This is a genomic window from Neisseria sp. HMSC061B04, from assembly GCF_001836705.1.
In the GTDB taxonomy this organism is placed as follows: Bacteria; Pseudomonadota; Gammaproteobacteria; order Burkholderiales; family Neisseriaceae; genus Neisseria.
In genome coordinates this window covers 32465-52997 of sequence record NZ_KV830224.1, presented here as the reverse complement: position 1 = coordinate 52997, position 20533 = coordinate 32465, and the positions used below count along the sequence as shown (strand labels likewise).

Here is a 20533-nt window from a genome sequence, read left to right as displayed (position 1 = left end):
GTCTGAAACCTACTTACCCTTTCAGACGGCCTGCCCTAATGGTTAAAATCCACCAAACACAATAAAGATACACGATTATGAGCCGCGAAAACAACGTCAAATCCAAAGACCTACACCTCATCAACGACCTCAATGCCGCCCTTCAAAAAGAAAAACACAGCGGCCAATTTTGGGTCATCATCCTATTCTTCCTTTTCCTGGTTGTCTTCGTCGTCTGGGCATACAACAGCCCGGTCGAAGAAGTGACCCGCGGCAACGGCAATATCATTCCCAGCAGCCGTGAGCAAGTAATTCAAAGCCTCGACCCCGGCATCGTAACCGAAATCATGGTTAAAGAAGGCGATATGGTCGAGAAAGATCAGATTCTGATGAAACTCGACGACACGCGCAGCTCCGCCGTTTTGCGAGAAAGCGAAGCCAAAGTCGAAAACCTCGAAGCTACTGTTGCACGCCTTAAAGCCGAAGCCTACGGCACCAAGCTCTCCTTCCCTGACAGCGTGGGTCCCGAGCTTCGCCGTCGCGAAATTGCCGCCTACAAAGCACGCCGTCAAGCCATGACCGACGCCGTCAGCGGCCTCTCCCAAAGCAAGGCTGCGCTTGACCGCGAAATCGCCATTACCGCACCTATGGTTGCCGAAGGCGTGGTTTCCGAAGTCGAACTTTTAAGAATGCGCCGTGAGTCTGCCGACTTGGCCACCCAAATTTCCGAACGCCGCAACCGCTACAAAGCCGATGCCAACAACGAACTCTTGCAAGCCGAATCCGAGCTGGCGCAATCCAAAGAAAACGTTGCCATGCGTGCCGACCCGGTTGAACGCTCGCAAATCCGCGCACCTATGCGCGGTATCGTCAAAGGCATAAAAGTCACCACCATCGGCGGCGTTGTGAACGCAGGCGAAGACATCATGCAAATTGTCCCCGTTGACGACAAACTGCTGGTCGAAGCCTATATTCGTCCGCAAGACATCGCCTTTATCCGCGCAGGCCAACCTGCATTGGTTAAAGTCAGCGCATACGACTACTCCATCTACGGCGGTTTGGAAGGCAAAGTTACCCTCGTCGGCGCCGATACCGTCAGCAATTCCATGCAAAACCGTGCCAACGACCTGAAACTCGACCCGAACCAAGTCTATTACCGTGTTCTCGTCCAAACCGAAAACAACTCCCTGAAAGACAAAAACGGCAAACCTATGCCGATTATTCCGGGCATGGTTGCAACGGTGGACATCAAAACCGGCGAAAAAACCATCTTCCAATACCTGATCAAACCGATTACGCGTATGAAACAAGCGTTGAGCGAACGCTAATCGATAAAACGATAAAAGGCCGTCTGAACGTTTTCAGACGGCCTTTAGTTTATGTTTTAAATACCTCCTTATCCGGCAGATAAATTATTTCTCCTTAAACGTAGCTCCGACAAACGTTCTTTTCGGATTGCCGCGCTCTACTTGATAGAGTTGCGCGTGCTGATCCTGCGAAAAATTTCCTGCTTGTCCGGCATGATGCTCCGCCAGCTTTTGCGCCAATAACATTACCGCCAATTTTTTATTGGCATGCTGGCTGCGTTCGCTCTCGACCCGCACGGAAATGCCGCTTTCTTTATGGGTAGCGCGGACGGCACTTTCGGTTTTATTGACATGTTGTCCACCCTTGCCACCTGAGCGGCAGGTTTGAAACTCGATTCCGTCTTCAGACGGCATTTCATACGTCTGCGGCATATCGGGCAAGCAGAAAACGCCTATATACCAATTTTTGCGCGGATGTTTCGGGCGGACGGGGCTGGGGCATACCCATTGGAGCGTCCCCTGCCAAGTTTGCGCTAGGCTTTCGGCTTTCTGCCCTTCCAACTTGAGCGTCGCCGACAAAATGCCGTGCTTATCGGCGGTTTCGGTAACAAGTTCGGCATCAATGCCTTTTGCTTGGGCTTCGGCAAGCAGCTTGCCCAAGACGAAACGGACAAATATACGGCACTCTGCCGGCCCTTGCGCGGTGGAAATTTGCAGATAAATCAATGGTGTATTCTGTTTCATCTTTACGCTCCACACTCGCCGCCGGTTTTATAAGTCAAAACAGGCTTAAACCGTGCGACCAATTCAATCAAACCTACATTTTTCATAGCAGCAATAACGCTGTCGATGCTTTTATAAGCCTGCGGCGCTTCTTCAAAAATCAAGGCCTTATCCTGACAAACGACTACGCTGCCGAATTCGGTCTGGCGCAGGCTGTCGGCAGTGTATTTGTGCGACAGCCTGCCTTTGCATTCGCCGCGCTGCCACTTCCGACCTGCGCCGTGAGCCAAGGTATTCAACGAAATTTGGCAATCTTCGGCAGGTCGGACCAGATAGCTGTAATCGCCGCGCGAGCCGGGTATCATGACCAAGCCTTTATCGGTGGGCGTTGCGCCTTTTCGGTGCAGCCAACCGATTGTGCCGTCAATCTCGGTTTGCTCCAAAAAATTATGGTGGACATCAAGCAGGCATGTTCCTTCTGCGCGCCAACGGTCGAGCATTCTGACCGCAATCAAACGGCGGTTAAGGCTGGCAAATTCAAGGGCTATTTGGTGTTCGGCAAGATAGGCCGCCGCCGCTTCGCCCTCTTCCGCCAAACCTTGATGTCCAAAGGCAGCAATATGACGTTGCAAAATCTGCTGGCCCAATCCGCGCGAACCGCTATGCACCAACAGTTGCAGATGGTTTTCATCAAAATCGGGCGGAAGCAGATCTGCGCGATAAACGGTGTCAACGGTTTGCAACTCGGCAAAATGGTTGCCGCCGCCAATCGTACCGACGGCAAGGCCGTCTGAAAATTGGCGCATATCGACAGCGTCGCCTAACAAATCAACCTGTTCGTCTTTGTCCAACGGCGTATCGATATTGCCCAGCTGTTTGGCGAGTTTGGCCGGTTTTAGTTTGGCTGCGCGTAAATTGGTCTGCCAAAACGCCATACCGCAACCGATGTCGTTCCCAATCAGGGCAGGATAAAAATGACGGTCGCTGAAAAATGCTGCGCCAACCGGATAACCGCGCCCTGCGTATAAATCCGGCATTCCGGCAACGCGTAACATATGCGGTAATCGGGCGGTGGTTTCGAGCTGTGCGACAGCGTTGCCTTCAATCCATGTATTTGAATCGGCAATAATTTGAATATGATGGGGATAATTGCCCATGTGTTTATGCTTTCTTTAAAACGGATAGAAACCGTCAACAGATGACAATAAATATCTACCGTCTGCGAAATGTTCAGACGGCCTGGTTTCTAGCCGATAATCGTAGGGAAAGCAGCCCGAAGCGGGCGACATGGAATGCGAAAAGCGTTATCCGAAAGTCAGACCGACGCTTGGGCTGCAAAGAATGTGATTGAGCGGATTGAAGTATTGCGTGTCATGGCTTACTCCTTTCTTTGCATGAAAATATTAAAAACGTTCGGATTATAGAGTGTTCATTTCCAATCATGCAAACTTACTGACATCAATCTGCCAATAATGTTGCATAAATGGCAACTATTGAGAACATAATTTAGGCCGTCTGAAAACTTTTCAGACGGCCTTTGATACCCAATAATCCTTACAAAACAACGGTCGGATAAGAGCCGACAACTTTCACGAAGGAAGCGCGTTCGCCCAAAAGCTGCAAGGCTTTTTGGACATTTTCATCGCTTTGATGTCCTTCGATATCGATGAAGAACAGGTATTCCCACAAAACCGATTTGCTTGGGCGGCTTTCAAATTTGGTCATAGAAATGCCCAACTCGGTGAAAGGTTGCAACAAGGAAGTAACGGCACCGGCACGGTTGGGCGCGGAGACGACCAAAGAGGTTTTGTCGTTGCCGCTGCGGCCGGTTTCTTGATGGCCCATCACCAAGAAGCGCGTGGTGTTGTTCGGTTCGTCTTCGATACATTCGGCGGCAAAGCTCAACTGATAAATTTCCGCGGCAATACGTCCGGCAATGGCGGCCACATTCGGGCTGTCAGATTCGGCAACCAAACGCGCTGCTTCAGCATTGCTGGCTACGGCGATACGCTCGGCATTGGGCAGGTTGCGGCCGAGCCAGTCGTTGCATTGCGCCAAGGCTTGGGCATGGGCAAAAACTTTGGTAATGCCGCCGATTTCGTGGCTGTCTTTACGCAGCAGATTGTGATGAATGCGGACAACCACTTCGCCACAGGCTTTCAACGCAGTTACTGCCAACAAGTCCAAAGTACGCCCCACTGAGCCTTCGGTCGAATTTTCTACCGGCGCCACCAAATAATCGGCTTGACGCGTTTCAACTTGTTTGAAGCAGTTGTCGATGGTGGTACACGCCATGGTGTGTGCGGCGTGGCCGAAATGTTTGATGGCGGCTTGCTGGGTAAATGTCCCCTTCGGGCCCAAATAGGCAATCGTCAGCGGACGCTCTACCGCCAAACATTCGCTCATAATCTCGCGAAACAGCCGAGTGACCGATTCATCCGGCAAAGGGCCGCGGTTCAAATCCTGAATCCGGCGCAAAACGGCCACTTCCCGCTCAGGACGATACACTGCGCCTGTCCCTTTCAATTCGCCGATAGCATGCGCATGACCGGCGCGCTCGTTGAGCAAACGGAGGATTTCCGCATCGATGCTGTCGATGGCATTGCGGTGCGGCAATAATTGTTCGTCTATGGATAAAGGCATAAGCTGTCTCGCAATTTTGTGGGGGATATTTTGATTTTAACATTAAAGGCCGTCTGAATTCCGTTTTCAGACGGCCTCAACACTATCTTTATCTAACTTTATCGTCTATCAGGTTTGCAAACGCCTCCAAATCCATCATAATTAAGCCTTTTGAACGACAAGGCCTATTCCATGCACTCAGACGGACTGTACACCCGTTTTCTGCCCGATGAAGAAGCAACCCTGAAACTGGGTGAAGAATGGAGCAAGCAGCTTTCCGCTCCGCTGACCATCTACCTTGAAGGCGGGCTGGGCGCAGGCAAAACCACGCTGACACGCGGGATTTTGCGCGGACTGGGGCATACGGGCGCAGTCAAAAGCCCGACTTACACCATTGTCGAATCTTATCCGCTGGATACATTCACCCTCCACCATTTCGACCTCTACCGCTTTACCATGCCTGAGGAATGGGAAGATGCCGGTTTGGACGAATTGTTTGCGCCCGACAGCATCTGCCTCATCGAATGGCCGCAGCAAGGTGGGGAATTCACGCCTCCGGCAGACATTACCATTACATTGACGTACACCGATAAGGGCAGAACCTGCACCTTTTCCGCCCACACAAACCAAGGCCGAAAAAGTTTAGAATCATGGTCAAATTAACTAGAAGACACATTCTCCGTCAAGGCACAGGACTATTTCTCACCCTCACGCCCGTTGGTGCTGCATTGGCCAAACCGGCCTCTCCTGCGCAATTCCTTGCCGTCCGCATTTGGCCGGCGAACGCCTACACACGCGTTACCCTTGAGAGCAACCACTCGATGAAATACCAACATTTTATGTTGGACAACCCCAGCCGGTTGGTCGTCGATATTCAAGGAGCGGAAATCAACAGCGTCCTGCAAGGCATTTCCAGCAAAGTGCTGTCTAACGACCCTTTTATCCGCAGCATTCGCGCCGGTCAAAATACGCCCAATACCGTGCGTATCGTCATCGACCTTAAACAAAGCACCCATCCGCAAGTCTTCGCACTCGCCCCCGTCGGCAACTTCAGAAACCGCTTGGTTATCGACCTCTATCCGCACGGCGCAGATGCCAACGACCCGATGATGGCCTTGCTCAACGGCAATGTTCCCAAACAACGTCAAAATACCAATATCGCATATGACACCCCTGCCCCTAAAAACAATCGTGGCAGCGGCAGCAACCGCCGTCCCGTGATTATGATAGATCCCGGTCACGGTGGCGAAGACCCCGGCGCAATCGGCCCGAGCGGCCTCAAAGAAAAAAACGTTGTACTCTCCATTGCACGCGAAACCAAAAAACACCTCGAAGCCTTGGGTTACAACGTATTCATGACGCGCAACGAAGACATCTTTATCCCATTGGGCGTACGCGTTGCCAAAGGCCGTGCGCGCAATGCCGACGTATTCGTATCCATCCACGCCGATGCCTTTACCAGCCCGTCCGCTCGCGGTACCGGCGTATATATGCTCAATACCAAAGGCGCAACCAGCTCGGCGGCAAAATTCCTTGCCCAAACCCAAAACAACGCCGACGCCATCGGCGGTGTACAATCCAGCGGCAACCGCAACGTCGACAACACGATTTTGGACATGACCCAAACCGCAACCCTGCGCGACAGCCGCAAGCTCGGCCATTCCGTCTTGACCGAATTGGGCAAACTCAACCAACTACACAAAGGTCGCGTTGACGAAGCCAACTTCGCCGTCCTCCGCGCGCCGGATGTTCCGTCCATTTTGGTGGAAACCGCCTTCCTCTCCAACCCTACCGAAGAGCGGCTGCTCGGCAGCGAATCATTCCGCCAGCAATGCGCCCAAGCCATTGCCACCGGTATTCAAAAATACATCAATACCGCCGTTTTACGCCGCGGTTAATGACTATAAGAAACAAAGGCCGTCTGAAAATTTTTCAGACGGCCTTATCTTTTCAAGCAATCCATTTAACCGCATTTCCCTACCGCAGCCGGATAAATGGACACCTTCGTCTGCGTCAATGCAAACAGGTTTTCCAACTGCATTTGCGCCTGACGGTTGGCATGTTCCAAAATCTCAGCCTTACACGCGCTTTGCAATACCTGCCGTTTCGCTTCTTCCTGCACCGTCTTGAATACCGACTTATCCATAGGCAGCAAATTAAACGAGCCGGTCTGAATATCGTACACTTCGATATTTTCCAAATCCACGCTCAAGATTTCCACCGCCGGCAGGCTGATCAATACTTTATCGTCCACAATATTGACATTGCCCGCACCTAACTTGTCCAAATCCAAACCGGCCAACACCTTACCGCGCACAATAAAAATACCGCTTTGCGAATCCTGCCAAAGCCTGCGCCAATCCCCTTTTTTCTCCGTACGGATAATCGTATCGATATAAAATGCCGTACTTTCCAAGCGGTTCATCTGCTTAATCTGCATCAAAACCCCCTCACGGGACAAAACCTGATGTTCTTCGTTCTGACCATGCAGGGCATAAAACCAGCCGCCTGCAGCCGTCAGCGCACACAACACCAGCACGACCAATCCGCGCCCAAACATTTTCATTTCAAACATCCCCCGTTAAAATAATCATCAAAACATTCCCCATATTCTCCCAAAACTGTCAATTTCAAGCCATATTCAGGCCGTCTGAAACAATAAATTTCATTACCAAAAAGTAATAAAAATCTCAACAAACAAAGTTTGCCTTTTGGTAAAGACAAGACTACAATCCATTACACACAATTCAATTTCATCTCATCATGAATACCACCGACCTGCGCCGCCACAACCTGCGGCAATGGATAACACAACACCACAACGGCCAACAGACCAAGTTTGCCCAAGCCATCTCCATCAACCAAGGCGAGCTGTCCGCCCTGCTGAAAAACAAATCTTTCGGCGAGAAAAAAGCCCGAAAAATCGAGCAGGCAGCCAATATGCCTGACATGTGGCTGGATCAAGACCACCAAGACCGCCACCCCCCCACCATCAGCCAAGAAAGAAATACCATGTCCCACATCTCCACCATCCCCGAAATCCTAGCAGACATCAAAGCCGGCAAAATGGTCATCATCACCGATGCCGAAGACCGAGAAAACGAAGGCGACTTGCTGATGGCCGCCCAATTCGTTACCCCCGAAGCCATCAACTTCATGATCAAAAACGCACGCGGCCTGGTCTGCCTGCCGATGGACGGCGAAATGGTCGAAAAACTCGGCCTGCCCATGATGACCCAGAAAAACGGCGCACAATACGGCACCAACTTTACCGTCTCCATCGAAGCCGCACACGGCATCACCACCGGCATTTCCGCCGCCGACCGCGCCCTGACCATTCAAACCGCCGTTTCCCCATCCGCCAAACCCGAAGACATCGTCCAACCCGGCCACATCTTCCCACTGCGTGCCCAAAAAGGCGGCGTACTCGTCCGCGCAGGACACACAGAAGCCGGCGTTGACCTGGCACAAATGAACGGCCTGATTCCCGCCGCCGTCATCTGCGAAATCATCAACGACGACGGTACCATGGCGCGTATGCCCGAACTGATGAAATTTGCCGAAGAACACAATCTCAAAATCGGCACCATTACCGACCTCATCGAATACCGCAGCCGTACCGAAAGCCTGCTTGAAGACATGGGCAACGCACCCGTACAAACCCCGTGGGGCGAGTTCCAACAACACGTTTACGTCGACAAACTCTCCGGCGAAACCCACCTCGCCCTCGTCAAAGGCACCCCAACCGCCGACGAAGAAACCCTCGTCCGCGTCCACGAACCCTTCAGCGTCATGGACTTCATCCAAGCCAATCCGCGCCATTCATGGTCATTACCTAAAGCCCTTGAGCGCATCCAACAAGCCGAAAGCGGCGTAGTCATCCTCCTGCACCGCACCGAAGACGGCGCCACCCTGCTCGACCGCACCCTGCCCAAAGGCGCAAACCAAGCCTACAAATGGGACAGCAAAAGCTACGGCATAGGCGCACAAATCCTCGCCGGCCTCAACGTCAAAAAACTGCGCGTCCTCGGCCAGCCGTCATCCTTCACCGGCCTCACCGGCTTCGGTCTCGAAGTCGTCGGCTTTGAAGAAGCAGAAAACAAATAAACCGCCCGTCTTATCAAAAGGTCGTCTGAAATCCCGATTCCGGTTTTCAGACGACCTTTTGCTATAAATTACCTGATTCAGCTAAAACCTCCCATAAAAGTCATTATTAAATTTATTCTAAATAAAAATAATAATATAATAAATTAAGAATAATTTAAGAATAATTTTTATTGCATTTGAAATTAAGATGTAGCATAATAATCTCCATCAAGAAGGGGGCACTTCCTCCTGATATTTTATTTAATCTTAAAAAACAAAAGGATATAATTATGCCCAACAGCTATATCGACCGCCGCACAGAAATATATAACCAACGAAATCAAAATAAGATTACGTTGAGTTTACGTTTATCCATTAAAGATGATTTGATTTTGCAAGAGCTTGCCGATGCTTGGGAAACAACCCGCCAAGATATCATTAATGATTTAATTCAAGAATTCATTATTCAAGACTGGGAGAACAAACGAATGATTGACAAACAAAAAGACGAAGAAGAATTTGATAATTCAACTACAACACGATATTTCTTATTAAATACTAATAGTGCCAACGACCTGGAAGACCATAATTTTATGATGACAAACCAAGTAGCTGCTGCATTTGAAGATGGCTACAAAGAAAAAATCTGTCGGATTAAAAAAGGAGACTATGTATTCCTATATGCCTCCGGACAAGGAATTGTTGCATATGGTCAAGCAACAGGAATCGTAGAGAAAACTCATCATTACGGTGTTGATAACAAAACATTTTTTCAGAAACTAGAACATTTTGTCGATTTAAGTCAAAATCCAATCAAAGCAAGACAGGTTAAATCCATTTTGGGACGTTCTTTTCCTTTTGCCCAAACATTATCTCAGATTACTGATGGGGAAAAACTGTTGGAGAATCTCAAATAAGACAAAGTAAGGCTACAAGTATCCTGTAAAACGGCAGTTAAATTTCAAAAGGTCGTCTGAAAGTTTTCAGACGGCCTTTTAAGTTTGTTATCCAATTCAAAAACATCGAATATAAAAAAAGCCGATACACCTTCCTGATGTATCGGCTTTCGCTATCTGCTCAACGCTTAATTTCTGCCGGGCAATTCTTTTTCGCTCAATGGTTTAATGTACCAAATATCGCGGCAGTAGTCGGCGATGGAGCGGTCGGATGAGAAGAAGCCCATGTTGGCGATGTTGATCAAGGCTGATTTGCGCCATGCGGATACGTTGCGGTAGTGTTCGTCCGCTTTGTATTGCGTGTCGATGTAGCTGCGGAAATCGGCCATCAGCTGATAGAAGTCGCCGTATGGTTGCAACACGTCGTTGTAGCGGTTTGGCTCTTCGGGAGAGAAAGTGCCTTGGCTGATTTGGTTGACGACGCGGCGCAGGTCGCTGTCTCGCTCGATATAGCTCAACGGGTCGTAACCGTTGCGGCGGATTTCTTCGACTTGTTCTACGGTGTTACCGAAGATATAGCAGTTGTCCGCACCGACTTTTTCCAAAATTTCGACGTTCGCGCCATCCAGTGTACCCATACAGATTGCGCCGTTGAGGGCGAATTTCATGTTGCTGGTACCGGATGCTTCCGTACCCGCCAGTGAGATTTGTTCGTGCAAATCGGCGGCCGGGATGATGATTTGGGCAAGGCTGACGCTGTAGTTCGGGATGAACACAACTTTAATCAGGTCACGGATACGGGTGTCGTTATTGATAACTTTGGCAACGTCATTAATCAATCGGATGATTTTCTTCGCCATGTAATAAGCGGAAGCGGCTTTACCGGCAAAGATGAACACGCGCGGCTGCCAATCGAAATCCGGGTTTTCCAGGATTTTGTTGTAGCGGTCAACGATGTGCATCACGTTCAATGCTTGACGCTTGTACTCGTGGATACGTTTGATTTGGATGTCGAAAAGTGCATCGGTATTAACCTTGATGCCCAGCTCGGTTTCGATGTATTTGGCAAGGCGCTCTTTGGCGGCTTTTTTCACTTCGCCGAATTCTGCCTGTACGGAGGCATCGTCCACTTTGTCGTTGAGCTTGGTCAGGTTGTCCAAATGCAGACGCCAGTCTTCGTCGCCCAGATGTTTGTCCAAGAATTTGGTCAGGCCCGGGTTGGCGATGTTGATCCAGCGGCGCGGGGTGACGCCGTTGGTTACGTTGGTAAAGCGTTCCGGGAACACTTTGGCAAAGTCGGCAAAGATGGATGTGGTCATCAAATCGGAGTGGATTTTGGCCACGCCGTTGACTTTGTGCGAACCGATCACGGCAAGCCATGCCATGCGGACGCGACGGCCGTGGGTTTCGTCAATGATGGATACGCGGCGGACAAAGTCGTCGTCGAAGTTGCCGATGGCACGTAAGGCATTGAGGAAGTAGGCGTTGATTTCAAAGATGATGTCCAAATGGCGCGGCAGCAGACGGCTCATCAGGTCAACCTGCCAGGTTTCCAAGGCTTCGCTCATCAATGTGTGGTTGGTGTAAGAGAAAATCTTACAGCACATATTCCATGCTTCAGTCCATTCGATGCCCTCTTCGTCAATCAGGATGCGCATCAATTCTGGAATGGCAAGCACCGGATGAGTATCGTTCAAGTGGATGGCGACTTCGTCCGCCAACGTGCGGATGCTTGGGAAACGGCATTTGTGGCGTGCAACAATATCTTGAACGGAAGCAGAAACCAAGAAGTATTCTTGCTTCAGGCGCAATTCGCGGCCGGAATCGGTAGAGTCGTTCGGATAGAGGACGCGTGAGATGTTTTCGTCGCTGTTTTGTGCGCGAACAGCAGAGGCATAGTCGCCTCGGTTGAAGTCGGCAAGGTCGAACAGGTTGCCTGCGTGCGCAGTCCACAAGCGTAATGGGTTGGCACATTCGCCGCCATAGCCCGGAATAATTTCATCGTATGCCCAAGCGGAAATTTCTTCGCTCGGCTGCCATTCTTTTTTGTTGCCCAAGTTCAATACTTGGCCGCCGAAACGGACGGAATATTGTTTGTTCGGACGGGCAAACTGCCATGCCAAATCTTGGTCGAGCCACAAATCGGGTTTTTCGACTTGTTGGCCGTCCACGATTTCTTGTTTGAACATACCGTATTGGTAACGGATGCCGTAGCCCATGGCAGGAATGCGCAGGGTTGCCAAAGAGTCAAGGAAGCAGGCGGCCAGACGGCCCAAACCGCCGTTACCCAAACCCGGATCTTCTTCTTGTTCGCAGACATCGGCAAATTCTTTGCCCAGTTGCTTGAAGGCTTCTTCAAACTCGGCATAAACGCCTTCGTTAATCAGCGCATTGACAAACGCACGGCCGAGCAGGAATTCCATAGACAGGTAATAAACCATGCGTTTGCTGTTGTCGATGTGAGCGCGGCGTGTTTTGAGGAAATCCTCGGCAATCAGGTCGCGTGCGGCCAACATGGCGGCGTTGAGCCATTGGTGTGAAGTTGCTTCTTTAGGATCGACGCCCAAGATGAAAATCAACTTGTAAACAATGGACTTGCGGATGGTTTCTGCATCCGGTTTGGGCATAACGTAATCGTAGCCGGAGATGGGGAGTTTTTGCTTAGCCATGGAAGCCTTTCTTTAATTTGAGGCACTTGGACAACGCGCCTGATGGTTTATAGAAACAACGTCATTCAGTTTTCAGACGGCCTGAAGGAGTATAAATGCCGTCTGAAAAATTTATAGGTAGGTTTGTTTCAGGTTTGATACGGATTATAACTGAAAGATTCAACTCCGTATTATTTTTTCCTTATAAAACATTTAATTACAAATTAAACTACTCATCATCTCATCGGCATTTCCATTTATGCCATGCAAGCTTCGGCTCAACGGATACAGACGAAATATCAAAGAGTTAATACAATAACAGCTTGGTTTTTCTTTAATTCGTTTTATGTAAAACCCAAATCCCCATGTGTTCGACAACACATTTTCCAGCCTCTTCGTAATTAAATTTCTCAGATGGTACGCAAGAAATTTCCCAGTTGCCTTGAGGCAGGTTAAATAACTGACGACTACGTTTGGCATTGACCAACAGCAGCCATTCATCGTCCAAAACAACCTGAATCGCCTTGCTGCCTCTGTTGTGCCAACAATATTCGGTCATCTGGCTACCGTCCGCATTGAACCATTGCACACGCTCTTTTTCCCACCAGCAATCATCTGTCAGCAGCTTGATTTGGCTGCGGACGCGTATCAGCGCTTGAGTGTAATTTTGCAACTCATGAGGCTCATTTTGCCAATTCAACCATGTAATCGGATTATCTTGGCAGTAGCTGTTGTTGTTGCCTTGCTGACTGTTGCCGAACTCATCGCCCGCCAAAAGCATGGGCGTACCGTTGGATAAAAATAAGGAGGCAAGCAACGCTTTGGAGGTGTATTCACGATTTTGCAAAACCTCTTCATCATCGGTTTCGCCTTCTACGCCGTGGTTGTAGCTGATGTTTTCATTATGCCCGTCGCGGTTGTTTTCGCCGTTGGCTTCGTTGTGTTTTTCGTTGTAGCTGACCAAATCGCGCAAAGTGAAGCCGTCGTGTGCGGTAATGAAGTTGATGCTGGCGGACGGGTGGCGGCCGCTGTGGTTGAAAATATCGGACGACCCGGCCAAGCGTTCGGCAAATGCGCCCAAATTGCCGCTTTCCCATGACCAAAACGCGCGCATATCATCGCGGAAACGGCCGTTCCATTCGGCAAAAGGTTGCGGGAAATTGCCCAAGTGATAACCGCCCTCGCCGATGTCCCATGCTTCGACAATCAGCTTCAAACCGGCCAAAACCGGGTCTTGATACAGGACTTGGAAAAAACGGCCGTACGATTGGAAATCGGGTTCGCGTCCCAATACGGTTCCCAAATCGAAACGGAAGCCGTCGACATGAAACTCTTCCGCCCAATAGCGCAGGCTGTCTGCCGCCCAACGGGTAACGTCGCGCCGGACAATATTGAGCGTATTGCCGCAACCCGACCAGTTTTCATAATTGCCGTAAGGGGTGTGCCAATACCATAAGGTGTTGTCGATACCGCGCTGACACAGCATCGGGCCTTTGTCGTCCTGCTCTGCCGTGTGGTTGTACACGACATCCAAAATCACTTCCAAACCTGCCTGATGCAGGGCTTTGACCGCTTGTTTAAACTCCGCCGCCGCACGTTCGGGATTATCGGCATAAGACGGCTCGACGGCAAAATGGGAATAAGTGTTGTAGCCCCAATAATTGCTCAAGCCCATCTGCTGAAGATGGTATTCATCCAAATGATAATGAATCGGCAGCAGCTCGACCGTCGTTACCCCCAATTCTTGCAAATAGGCCAAAACCCGTTTATCGCACAAGGCTTTATAAGTGCCTGCGTACTTCAAATCGGGGAATTGCTTGGTCAACCCTTTGACATGGGCTTCATAAATAACGGTTTTGCCCCACGGTATTTCCGGATGGCAATCTTTGGCCCAATTAAATCGGCTGCGTCCGACCGCGACGCTTTTCGGCGCAACGGCGGCATTGTCTCGTTCATCTTCCGGCCTGAACCATGCCATTTCTTCGGCGTTACGGTAGCTTGGTTTGCCGTCAATTTTTTTGGAATACGGGTCAATCAGCAATTTGTTGGGATTGAAACATGAGCCGTATTCTGCGTTTTCACGTCCATACACGCGGAAACCGTATCGCTGCCCTGCCTTAACGTCCGGCACAAATCCGTAAAATACCGAACCGCGCCGCGAAGGCATCTCCAAACGGGTTTCTTTATCTTTATCAAACAGACACAATTCGACCTTTTCGGCATTGATGGAAAACAAAGTAAAATTCGCGCCCTTGCTTGTCAGGGTCGCGCCCATGGGATAAGGCTTGCCTTCCTCGATATGCCATGATTTGGCAGTCATAGAATGATTCCTTGGTATGTATTTGGTTTCGTGTCCAATATAAGGCCGTCTGAAAATCTTTCAGACGGCCTTGAGTCATATTGATATCACTATCTTTTAATTTTCAGCTGTTTAGGCAAGCATGATGCCCACCCTCAAAGTTGATTTACGCTTCTTCTTTGACTGCCGCCTGATACAGGTAAACGGTTGCCAACGGCGGCACGGTCACAGACAGGGAATTTGGTTTGCCATGCGACCAAACTTCTTCTGTCTCCACCGTTGCGCCGGCAGAAACGCCGCTGCCTTTGTAATGCAGGTCGTCTGAATTGAGGATTTCGCGGTATTCGCCGGCAGAATTCACGCCGAAGCGGTAGCCTTCGCGTACTACTGGCGTGAAGTTGCTGATGACGATAACGCGGTTGCCTTCGCGGTCGCGGCGTTCGAAGACGAAAACGGAATTGTTGCCATCATCGGCAACCAGCCATTCGAAGCCTTCCGGCCATTGGTCTAATTGGTAAAGCGGCGCGGTGTCTTTATAGACATGGTTCAATTCGCGCACAAAGTCTTGTACGCCTTTGTGCCAGCCGCCCTCTTGCTCCAGCAGGAACCAATCCAGTCCTTCGTTGTAGTTCCACTCGCGGCCTTGCGCAAACTCGCTGCCCATAAACAAGAGTTTTTTGCCGGGGAAGCCGTACATAAAGCCGTAGTAGGCGCGCAGGTTGGCAAATTGTTGCCAGCAGTCGCCGGGCATACGTCCGAGCAGCGAGCGTTTGCCGTGCACGACTTCATCGTGTGAAAGCGGCAGGACAAAGTTTTCGCTGTACTGGTACATCATGCCGAAGGTCATTTTGTTGTGGTGGTATTTGCGGTTGATGGGGTCTTCCATCATGTAACGCAAAGTATCATTCATCCAGCCCATATTCCATTTGAAGCTGAAGTTCAAACCTTCTTGGCGGGTCACATTGGCAAATGATGTGGACTCTTCGGCGATTTCAGTCGCAGCCGGAACTTCCTCTTTCAACATGGTGTTGGTATCACGCAGGAAAGCGATGGCTTCGAGGTTTTCATGGCCGCCATATTGGTTCGGAATCCACTCGCCGTCTTTGCGCGAATAGTTGCGGTAAATCATCGAAGCAACCGCGTCAACTCGGATACCGTCGAAGCCGAAACGTTCTATCCAATACAGGGCATTGCCTTGCAGGAAATTTTTGACTTCGTTTCTGCCGAAGTTGTAAATCAGGGTGTTCCAGTCTTGATGGTAGCCTTCGCGCGGGTCGGCGTGTTCGTACAATGCGGTGCCGTCAAACTTGGCCAGACCGTGATCGTCGGTCGGGAAATGGCCGACCACCCAATCGAGGATAACGCTGATGCCCTCGTCGTGCGCGGCTTTAATCAATGCGCGCAATTCTTCCGGCGAACCGAAACGGCTGGTCGGCGCATACAAACCGGTTGCCTGATAGCCCCATGAGCCGTCAAACGGATATTCGGAAACAGGCAAAAACTCGATATGGGTAAAGCCCATGTCTTTGACGTATGCCACCAACTCTCTGGCCAGATCTTCGTAAGTCAGCCAGAAATTGTTTTCCGGATTGCGTTTCCATGAACCCAAATGCACTTCATAAATGCTGATCGGCGCATCAATGGCGTTGGCACGGGCGCGGAAAGCCGGTTCTTCCACTTCGCCAGGCAAACCGCGCACGATAGATGCCGTGGTCGGGCGCAGCTCCGCACCGAAAGCATACGGGTCGGCTTTCTTGCGCACATTGCCGTTGGCATCGCGGATTTCAAATTTGTAGAGGGCATTAAGTTTGACTGCAGGAATAAAGATGTCCCAAATGCCGTTGTCGCGGTGGAAACGCATCACATGGCGGCGGCCGTCCCAGTTATTAAATTCGCCGATAACGGAAACGCGTTGCGCATTTGGCGCCCAGACGGCAAAGCGTACGCCCTTCACGCCGTCCAACTCAGCAAAATGCGCGCCTAAAGTCTCATAAGGACGCAGGTGCTTGCCTTCGGCCAACAGCCAGGAATCCATGTCTTGCAACGCAGAGCTGAAATGATAAGGGTCTTCTTCAATCACAGGCTCGGAGTCTTCGGTATGACGGATACTCAAAGCGTAATCGGGCGCATCATCGGGCAAAACAGCCACAAAGAAACCACGTTCATCAATTTTTTCAGACGGCACGATGAGTTCGCCGCTACGGCGGTTCACAATATCCACACTTACTGCGCCGGGAATCAAAACGCGCACTACTTCATCGCCCTCTGCAAGGCGGTGTCGTCCCAGATAAGCGAACAAGTCGCTGTGAGTGGCAAGAAACAGGCTTTCGACCGTATCGCGCTCGATTTGGTCAAGTTCATGATAAGCCTTGATTTGGCTGTTTGTTTTCATGCGTACCTCGTCAATAATGGCAAGTTGGCCGCCCATGAGGCGGTGTTGTGGGAAATCTTCCAAAGAAACCGGCATTTTTTGCGCCCAGTTCGGATAGCCGTCCGTTACGCCGGGGACATTCAAATTGTCAATGACGCCCAGCAGGTTTTCCAGTTGTACGGCGTAAAGCTTGCTACGGCTCAATGCGCCGTATTTGTGCAAAGCCGCCAGCAAGGTTTCATCGGCTTTTGCCGGCATTTGTACGTCCGCACTCAGACAGCCGGTATATTTCAATTTGTCCAGCAAATCGGCTTTATCGTGTTCACGCTCGTCCAAGGCCGTCTGAAAAGCGGCTGCATCAGGCAAAGTACCGAGTTTGAACATCGTATCCAAATCTTTGCCTGTCCAATAACCTGCCAAGGGTGCGACATCGTGGGTACTGATGACCGTAATCGCCTGCTCGGGGTATTCTTCCGGCAATTGGAAATCGTTCCAACCCTTGCTGAAATACATGACTTTGTACGAGAAAACCTGATAGCGGTTGAGCAGATGGCGGGCTTCGTCGGGTACCGTACCCAAATCCTCGCCGATAATGACGCAACGGTTGCGCCGGCTTTCCAACGCCAAAATAGCAAACATCACTTCGGCATCGTAATGCACATACGCGCCGAAATCTGCTGTTTTACCGTTTAACACCCACCACAAACGGCACAATGCCATTACATGGTCGATCCGCAATACGCCATACAGACGCATGTTTTCGCGCAACAGATGGGCAAATTTTTCATAGCCCGTATGCTTCAACATCAACGGATTAAGCGGCGGCAAATCCCAATTCTGCCCTGTCGGCCCCAAAGGATCGGGCGGCGCGCCGACTGACAAGTCCATACAATAATCTTGGCGGTTTAACCAAGTATCCGCGCTGCCTCGCGCCACGCCGACTGCCAAATCGCCGTAAATGCCGAGTTTGACACCGTATTCGGCAGCGGCTTGGTTGACTTCGCGCAACTGCTCCGCGCAAAGCCATTGTAGCCACATATAAAAACGGATTTCACGTTCATGACTGCGTGCGAATTTTTCTACCGCTTCGCCATCAGGCTGATGAAATTCAGACGGCCATGACTGCCAACCCACTTGTCCGGGACGGCTGTAATACTGGTCCAAAGCCTCAAACAAACCGAAGCCCCGTAAGGCTTTGCCTTTTTCTAATACAAACGCTTCAAATGCAGCGCGTTCATTTGCCGCAGCCTCGCAAGTATCCTGTTCAAACGCGTTAAACGCCATGTGCAGCGCATCACGCTTGCACGCCCAAACCGCTGTATAAGTCACCGTTTCCGTAATACGCAAAGCGGCGATACGCTGACGGATTTTCGGTTGTGCCAGCCAGTTTTTCAGTTGCTCGTTATAAGTGAACGCACCGACCTTCTCAACATCCAAATAAATCGGATTGAGCCATTCGCGCGAAGAAGGGCTATACGGGCTGGCAAAGGCGGGCTTGCTGGTAAACAAAGCGTGCAAAGGGTTGATACCGACAAAATCCAGCTTTTTCTCCGCCGCGTATTTCATCAGGTTCAGCAAATCGGTAAAGTCGCCTATGCCCCAGTTGCGCTCAGAACGCAGGCTGTACAAATGCATGGTCAAACCATTCATCCGTCCGCCATTGGCAAGCAATTTAGGCTGGTAAACCGATTCAGGCGCAACAATCAGGCGCACAAAGCAACTTTTGCCGCCGCTCTCGGCCGACAAGGTGTAATAACCGCAAGCCAGTTGGGGCAGCTTAATCCAAAGCGTATCGTTGTCGCCCGGATACACAGTCAAGGTCTGACATTTATTTGCTTCATCAATCAATAAGACCGCTTCCGCGCCATGAAATTCAGACGGCATCTGTAAAGATTCTTCGCCGTTTTCATGCGCAACCATCGTATTCAAATAAAGGCCGTCTGAATCCGGTTTGCTTTTATCCAAAACAGCGACAATCGATTCCAAAACTTCCGTTTTGGTCACATGATAAGTGCCGTTGATGTCGTGATAACCTAAATCAATACCGGCCTGTACCGCCTGCTGCTCCAATGTTTCACTCATTGCATTCTGCCTGTTTTACCAATATCTGAATCTTAATACAGATTCTGCCGCACCGTGATATGTAATTCATTGTAGTCTCAAACAAACCCCATATTTCCCCGCTTGATTTGACCTGAGCCAAAATTTCCTATTTATCTGTCTTGTAAAAACTTAAAGGCCGTCTGAAAAGGAGGATTTCATTCCTTTTCAGACGGCCTTTATCATGCTTTAAGCCTGATTAGTGGTGATGATGACCGTGCGGACCGTGTACGTGACCGTGGGCAATTTCTTCCTCGGTCGCATCGCGCACGCCCTCAACAGTCGCTTTGAACAATACTTTCATACCGGCCAAAGGATGGTTGCCGTCCACCACGGCTTTGCCGTCGACAACATCGGTTACACGATAAATCAATACATCGCCGGTTTCCGGATCATCAGCTTCAAACATCATGCCGACTTCGACTTCAACAGGGAACACGCTGACATCTTCAATGCGCACCAACTCAGGATCTTGTTCGCCGAAAGCATCATCGGGCGACAAAGCCACTTCGACGGTATCGCCTACATTTTTGCCGTGCAACGCTTCTTCCACCAAAGGGAAAATACCGTCATAACCGCCATGCAGGTAAGCAATCGGCTCTTCGGTTTTGTCCAACAGTTGGTTGTTGGCATCGTACATTTCATAATGCAGGGAAACTACGGAATTTTTAACAATAGACATCATGCCGTCCTTAATCAATATTTAAAAGTTACGCTACGGTTATTCTATCACAGCCTCAACCAAACAATCGGCTTGCTTTAATAAATACCCCGTTCAAATGCGACAAAAAGATAAAAGCCTATATAAAAAAGCAAAATCAAATGATTTCAATACGCATAAGTTGCTTTTTCACAACACAAAGTGATTAAATTACAAAAAACTTCCCCAAAGCAAAAACATTCCAAACCCTTAAAACCAATAACAAATAAAACTACACAACCAATTGAATATAATATGTTTTTAAAATCTTCATCAATAATGAATATTTTCAGATGATTTTTCGCGCGCCAATATGATTTACATTATTTTCACTATTTTCGTATTGATTTTAGCCGGCAAACGGTTACGCAACGTTGCATTGACCTATCCCGTGGGGCATAATATTGAAAAATTCAGCAATGAATTTCTACTGTATAGGCCGTTTGACGGCTATTTTTAGTTTAAATCGATTTAAAAAAGGTTCTTAAAAATGAAAAAATCTCTGTTCGCTGCTGCTTTGTTGTCTTTAGCTTTGGCCGCTTGTGGCGGTGCTGATAAAGCTGCTGAAACTGCTGCTTCTGCCGCTTCTGCTGCTTCCGAAGCCGCTGCATCTGCTACTGAAGCTGCTGCTTCTGCTACTGAAGCTACCGCTTCTGCTGCTACCGAAGCTACTGAAGCTGCTGCTTCTGCTACTGAAGCCGCTGCTTCTGCTACTGAAGCCGCTGCTTCTGCCGCTTCTGAAGCTGCTAAATAATATTCTTTTGAATATAAGAAAAGCAGGATACCATTGCGTATCCTGCTT

General features: G+C 49.8%; 14 protein-coding genes. 6 read left to right on the top strand and 8 right to left on the bottom strand.

What is annotated here, in order from left to right:
- Positions 1–77: 77 nt before the first annotated feature.
- On the top strand, positions 78–1307 hold the full coding sequence (locus tag HMPREF2661_RS09300; RefSeq protein ID WP_049323522.1) for an HlyD family type I secretion periplasmic adaptor subunit: 1230 nt from the start codon (positions 78–80) through the stop codon (positions 1305–1307).
- An 84-nt stretch (positions 1308–1391) separates the two neighbouring features.
- On the opposite strand, the gene prfH is transcribed toward HMPREF2661_RS09300, so the two are convergent.
- The 3 genes from prfH to pheA form a co-directional block, all read right to left on the bottom strand.
- Positions 1392–2030 carry a peptide chain release factor H gene (gene prfH, locus HMPREF2661_RS09295; protein WP_084824330.1) on the bottom strand — a complete coding sequence of 213 codons (639 nt, stop codon included), beginning with the start codon at positions 2028–2030 and terminating at the stop codon, positions 1392–1394.
- Between the two features lie 2 nt (positions 2031–2032).
- Entirely contained in the window at positions 2033–3166 is a 1134-nt protein-coding gene (locus tag HMPREF2661_RS09290; RefSeq protein ID WP_070823506.1) for an RNA ligase RtcB family protein, read from the bottom strand.
- A gap of 397 nt (positions 3167–3563) precedes the next feature.
- The gene (gene pheA, locus HMPREF2661_RS09285) at positions 3564–4652 is read right to left on the bottom strand and encodes a prephenate dehydratase (RefSeq protein WP_049323519.1); all 1089 of its coding nucleotides are present in this window, start codon (positions 4650–4652) and stop codon (positions 3564–3566) included.
- Positions 4653–4823: 171 nt separating this feature from the next.
- On the opposite strand from pheA, the gene tsaE reads away from it, so the two are divergent.
- Both tsaE and HMPREF2661_RS09275 read left to right on the top strand, forming a co-directional pair.
- The gene (gene tsaE, locus HMPREF2661_RS09280; RefSeq protein ID WP_070823504.1) at positions 4824–5294 is read left to right on the top strand and encodes a tRNA (adenosine(37)-N6)-threonylcarbamoyltransferase complex ATPase subunit type 1 TsaE; all 471 of its coding nucleotides are present in this window, start codon (positions 4824–4826) and stop codon (positions 5292–5294) included.
- Positions 5282–6529, top strand: coding sequence for an N-acetylmuramoyl-L-alanine amidase (locus HMPREF2661_RS09275; RefSeq protein WP_070823502.1), 1248 nt, complete (start codon positions 5282–5284; stop codon positions 6527–6529). Before tsaE ends, HMPREF2661_RS09275 begins: the two co-directional genes overlap by 13 nt.
- 65 nt (positions 6530–6594) lie before the next feature.
- On the opposite strand, the gene HMPREF2661_RS09270 is transcribed toward HMPREF2661_RS09275, so the two are convergent.
- Positions 6595–7206 (bottom strand): DUF4230 domain-containing protein, encoded by a 612-nt coding sequence (locus tag HMPREF2661_RS09270; protein ID WP_084824329.1) that lies wholly within the window; start codon positions 7204–7206, stop codon positions 6595–6597.
- A gap of 185 nt (positions 7207–7391) precedes the next feature.
- On the opposite strand from HMPREF2661_RS09270, the gene ribBA reads away from it, so the two are divergent.
- Together ribBA and HMPREF2661_RS09260 are read left to right on the top strand one after the other, a co-directional pair.
- The gene (gene ribBA / locus HMPREF2661_RS09265; RefSeq protein ID WP_199900469.1) at positions 7392–8738 is read left to right on the top strand and encodes a bifunctional 3,4-dihydroxy-2-butanone-4-phosphate synthase/GTP cyclohydrolase II; all 1347 of its coding nucleotides are present in this window, start codon (positions 7392–7394) and stop codon (positions 8736–8738) included.
- Positions 8739–9007: 269 nt separating this feature from the next.
- Positions 9008–9634, top strand: coding sequence for an EVE domain-containing protein (locus HMPREF2661_RS09260; protein WP_070823495.1), 627 nt, complete (start codon positions 9008–9010; stop codon positions 9632–9634).
- Positions 9635–9801: 167 nt separating this feature from the next.
- Here HMPREF2661_RS09260 and HMPREF2661_RS09255 read toward each other — a convergent pair whose 3' ends face one another.
- The 4 genes from HMPREF2661_RS09255 to HMPREF2661_RS09240 all read right to left on the bottom strand — a co-directional run bounded on the left by HMPREF2661_RS09255 (position 9802) and on the right by HMPREF2661_RS09240 (position 19713).
- The gene (locus HMPREF2661_RS09255; RefSeq protein WP_070823493.1) at positions 9802–12282 is read right to left on the bottom strand and encodes a glycogen/starch/alpha-glucan phosphorylase; all 2481 of its coding nucleotides are present in this window, start codon (positions 12280–12282) and stop codon (positions 9802–9804) included.
- A gap of 313 nt (positions 12283–12595) precedes the next feature.
- Complete coding sequence (gene glgX, locus HMPREF2661_RS09250) at positions 12596–14581, bottom strand: glycogen debranching protein GlgX (protein WP_049323509.1); 1986 nt, start codon at positions 14579–14581, stop codon at positions 12596–12598.
- A 145-nt stretch (positions 14582–14726) separates the two neighbouring features.
- The gene (gene glgB, locus HMPREF2661_RS09245; protein WP_070823491.1) at positions 14727–19013 is read right to left on the bottom strand and encodes a 1,4-alpha-glucan branching protein GlgB; all 4287 of its coding nucleotides are present in this window, start codon (positions 19011–19013) and stop codon (positions 14727–14729) included.
- A gap of 217 nt (positions 19014–19230) precedes the next feature.
- Positions 19231–19713, bottom strand: a complete 483-nt coding sequence (locus tag HMPREF2661_RS09240; RefSeq protein WP_070823489.1) for an FKBP-type peptidyl-prolyl cis-trans isomerase — start codon at positions 19711–19713, stop codon at positions 19231–19233.
- Positions 19714–20221: 508 nt separating this feature from the next.
- Between HMPREF2661_RS09240 and HMPREF2661_RS09235 the strand changes: the two genes are divergently transcribed.
- Complete coding sequence (locus HMPREF2661_RS09235) at positions 20222–20485, top strand: hypothetical protein (RefSeq protein WP_049333183.1); 264 nt, start codon at positions 20222–20224, stop codon at positions 20483–20485.
- Positions 20486–20533 lie beyond the last annotated feature (48 nt).

Coding starts and splice junctions, on each gene's coding strand:
- HMPREF2661_RS09290 (WP_070823506.1), bottom strand. CDS start 3,166: ATGGGCAATTATCCCCATCATATTCAAATTATTGCCGATTCAAATACA.
- HMPREF2661_RS09240 (WP_070823489.1), bottom strand. CDS start 19,713: ATGTCTATTGTTAAAAATTCCGTAGTTTCCCTGCATTATGAAATGTAC.
- glgB (WP_070823491.1), bottom strand. CDS start 19,013: ATGAGTGAAACATTGGAGCAGCAGGCGGTACAGGCCGGTATTGATTTA.
- HMPREF2661_RS09300 (WP_049323522.1), top strand. CDS start 78: ATGAGCCGCGAAAACAACGTCAAATCCAAAGACCTACACCTCATCAAC.
- tsaE (WP_070823504.1), top strand. CDS start 4,824: ATGCACTCAGACGGACTGTACACCCGTTTTCTGCCCGATGAAGAAGCA.
- HMPREF2661_RS09235 (WP_049333183.1), top strand. CDS start 20,222: ATGAAAAAATCTCTGTTCGCTGCTGCTTTGTTGTCTTTAGCTTTGGCC.
- HMPREF2661_RS09255 (WP_070823493.1), bottom strand. CDS start 12,282: ATGGCTAAGCAAAAACTCCCCATCTCCGGCTACGATTACGTTATGCCC.
- HMPREF2661_RS09260 (WP_070823495.1), top strand. CDS start 9,008: ATGCCCAACAGCTATATCGACCGCCGCACAGAAATATATAACCAACGA.
- pheA (WP_049323519.1), bottom strand. CDS start 4,652: ATGCCTTTATCCATAGACGAACAATTATTGCCGCACCGCAATGCCATC.
- prfH (WP_084824330.1), bottom strand. CDS start 2,030: ATGAAACAGAATACACCATTGATTTATCTGCAAATTTCCACCGCGCAA.
- glgX (WP_049323509.1), bottom strand. CDS start 14,581: ATGACTGCCAAATCATGGCATATCGAGGAAGGCAAGCCTTATCCCATG.
- HMPREF2661_RS09270 (WP_084824329.1), bottom strand. CDS start 7,206: ATGTTTGAAATGAAAATGTTTGGGCGCGGATTGGTCGTGCTGGTGTTG.
- HMPREF2661_RS09275 (WP_070823502.1), top strand. CDS start 5,282: ATGGTCAAATTAACTAGAAGACACATTCTCCGTCAAGGCACAGGACTA.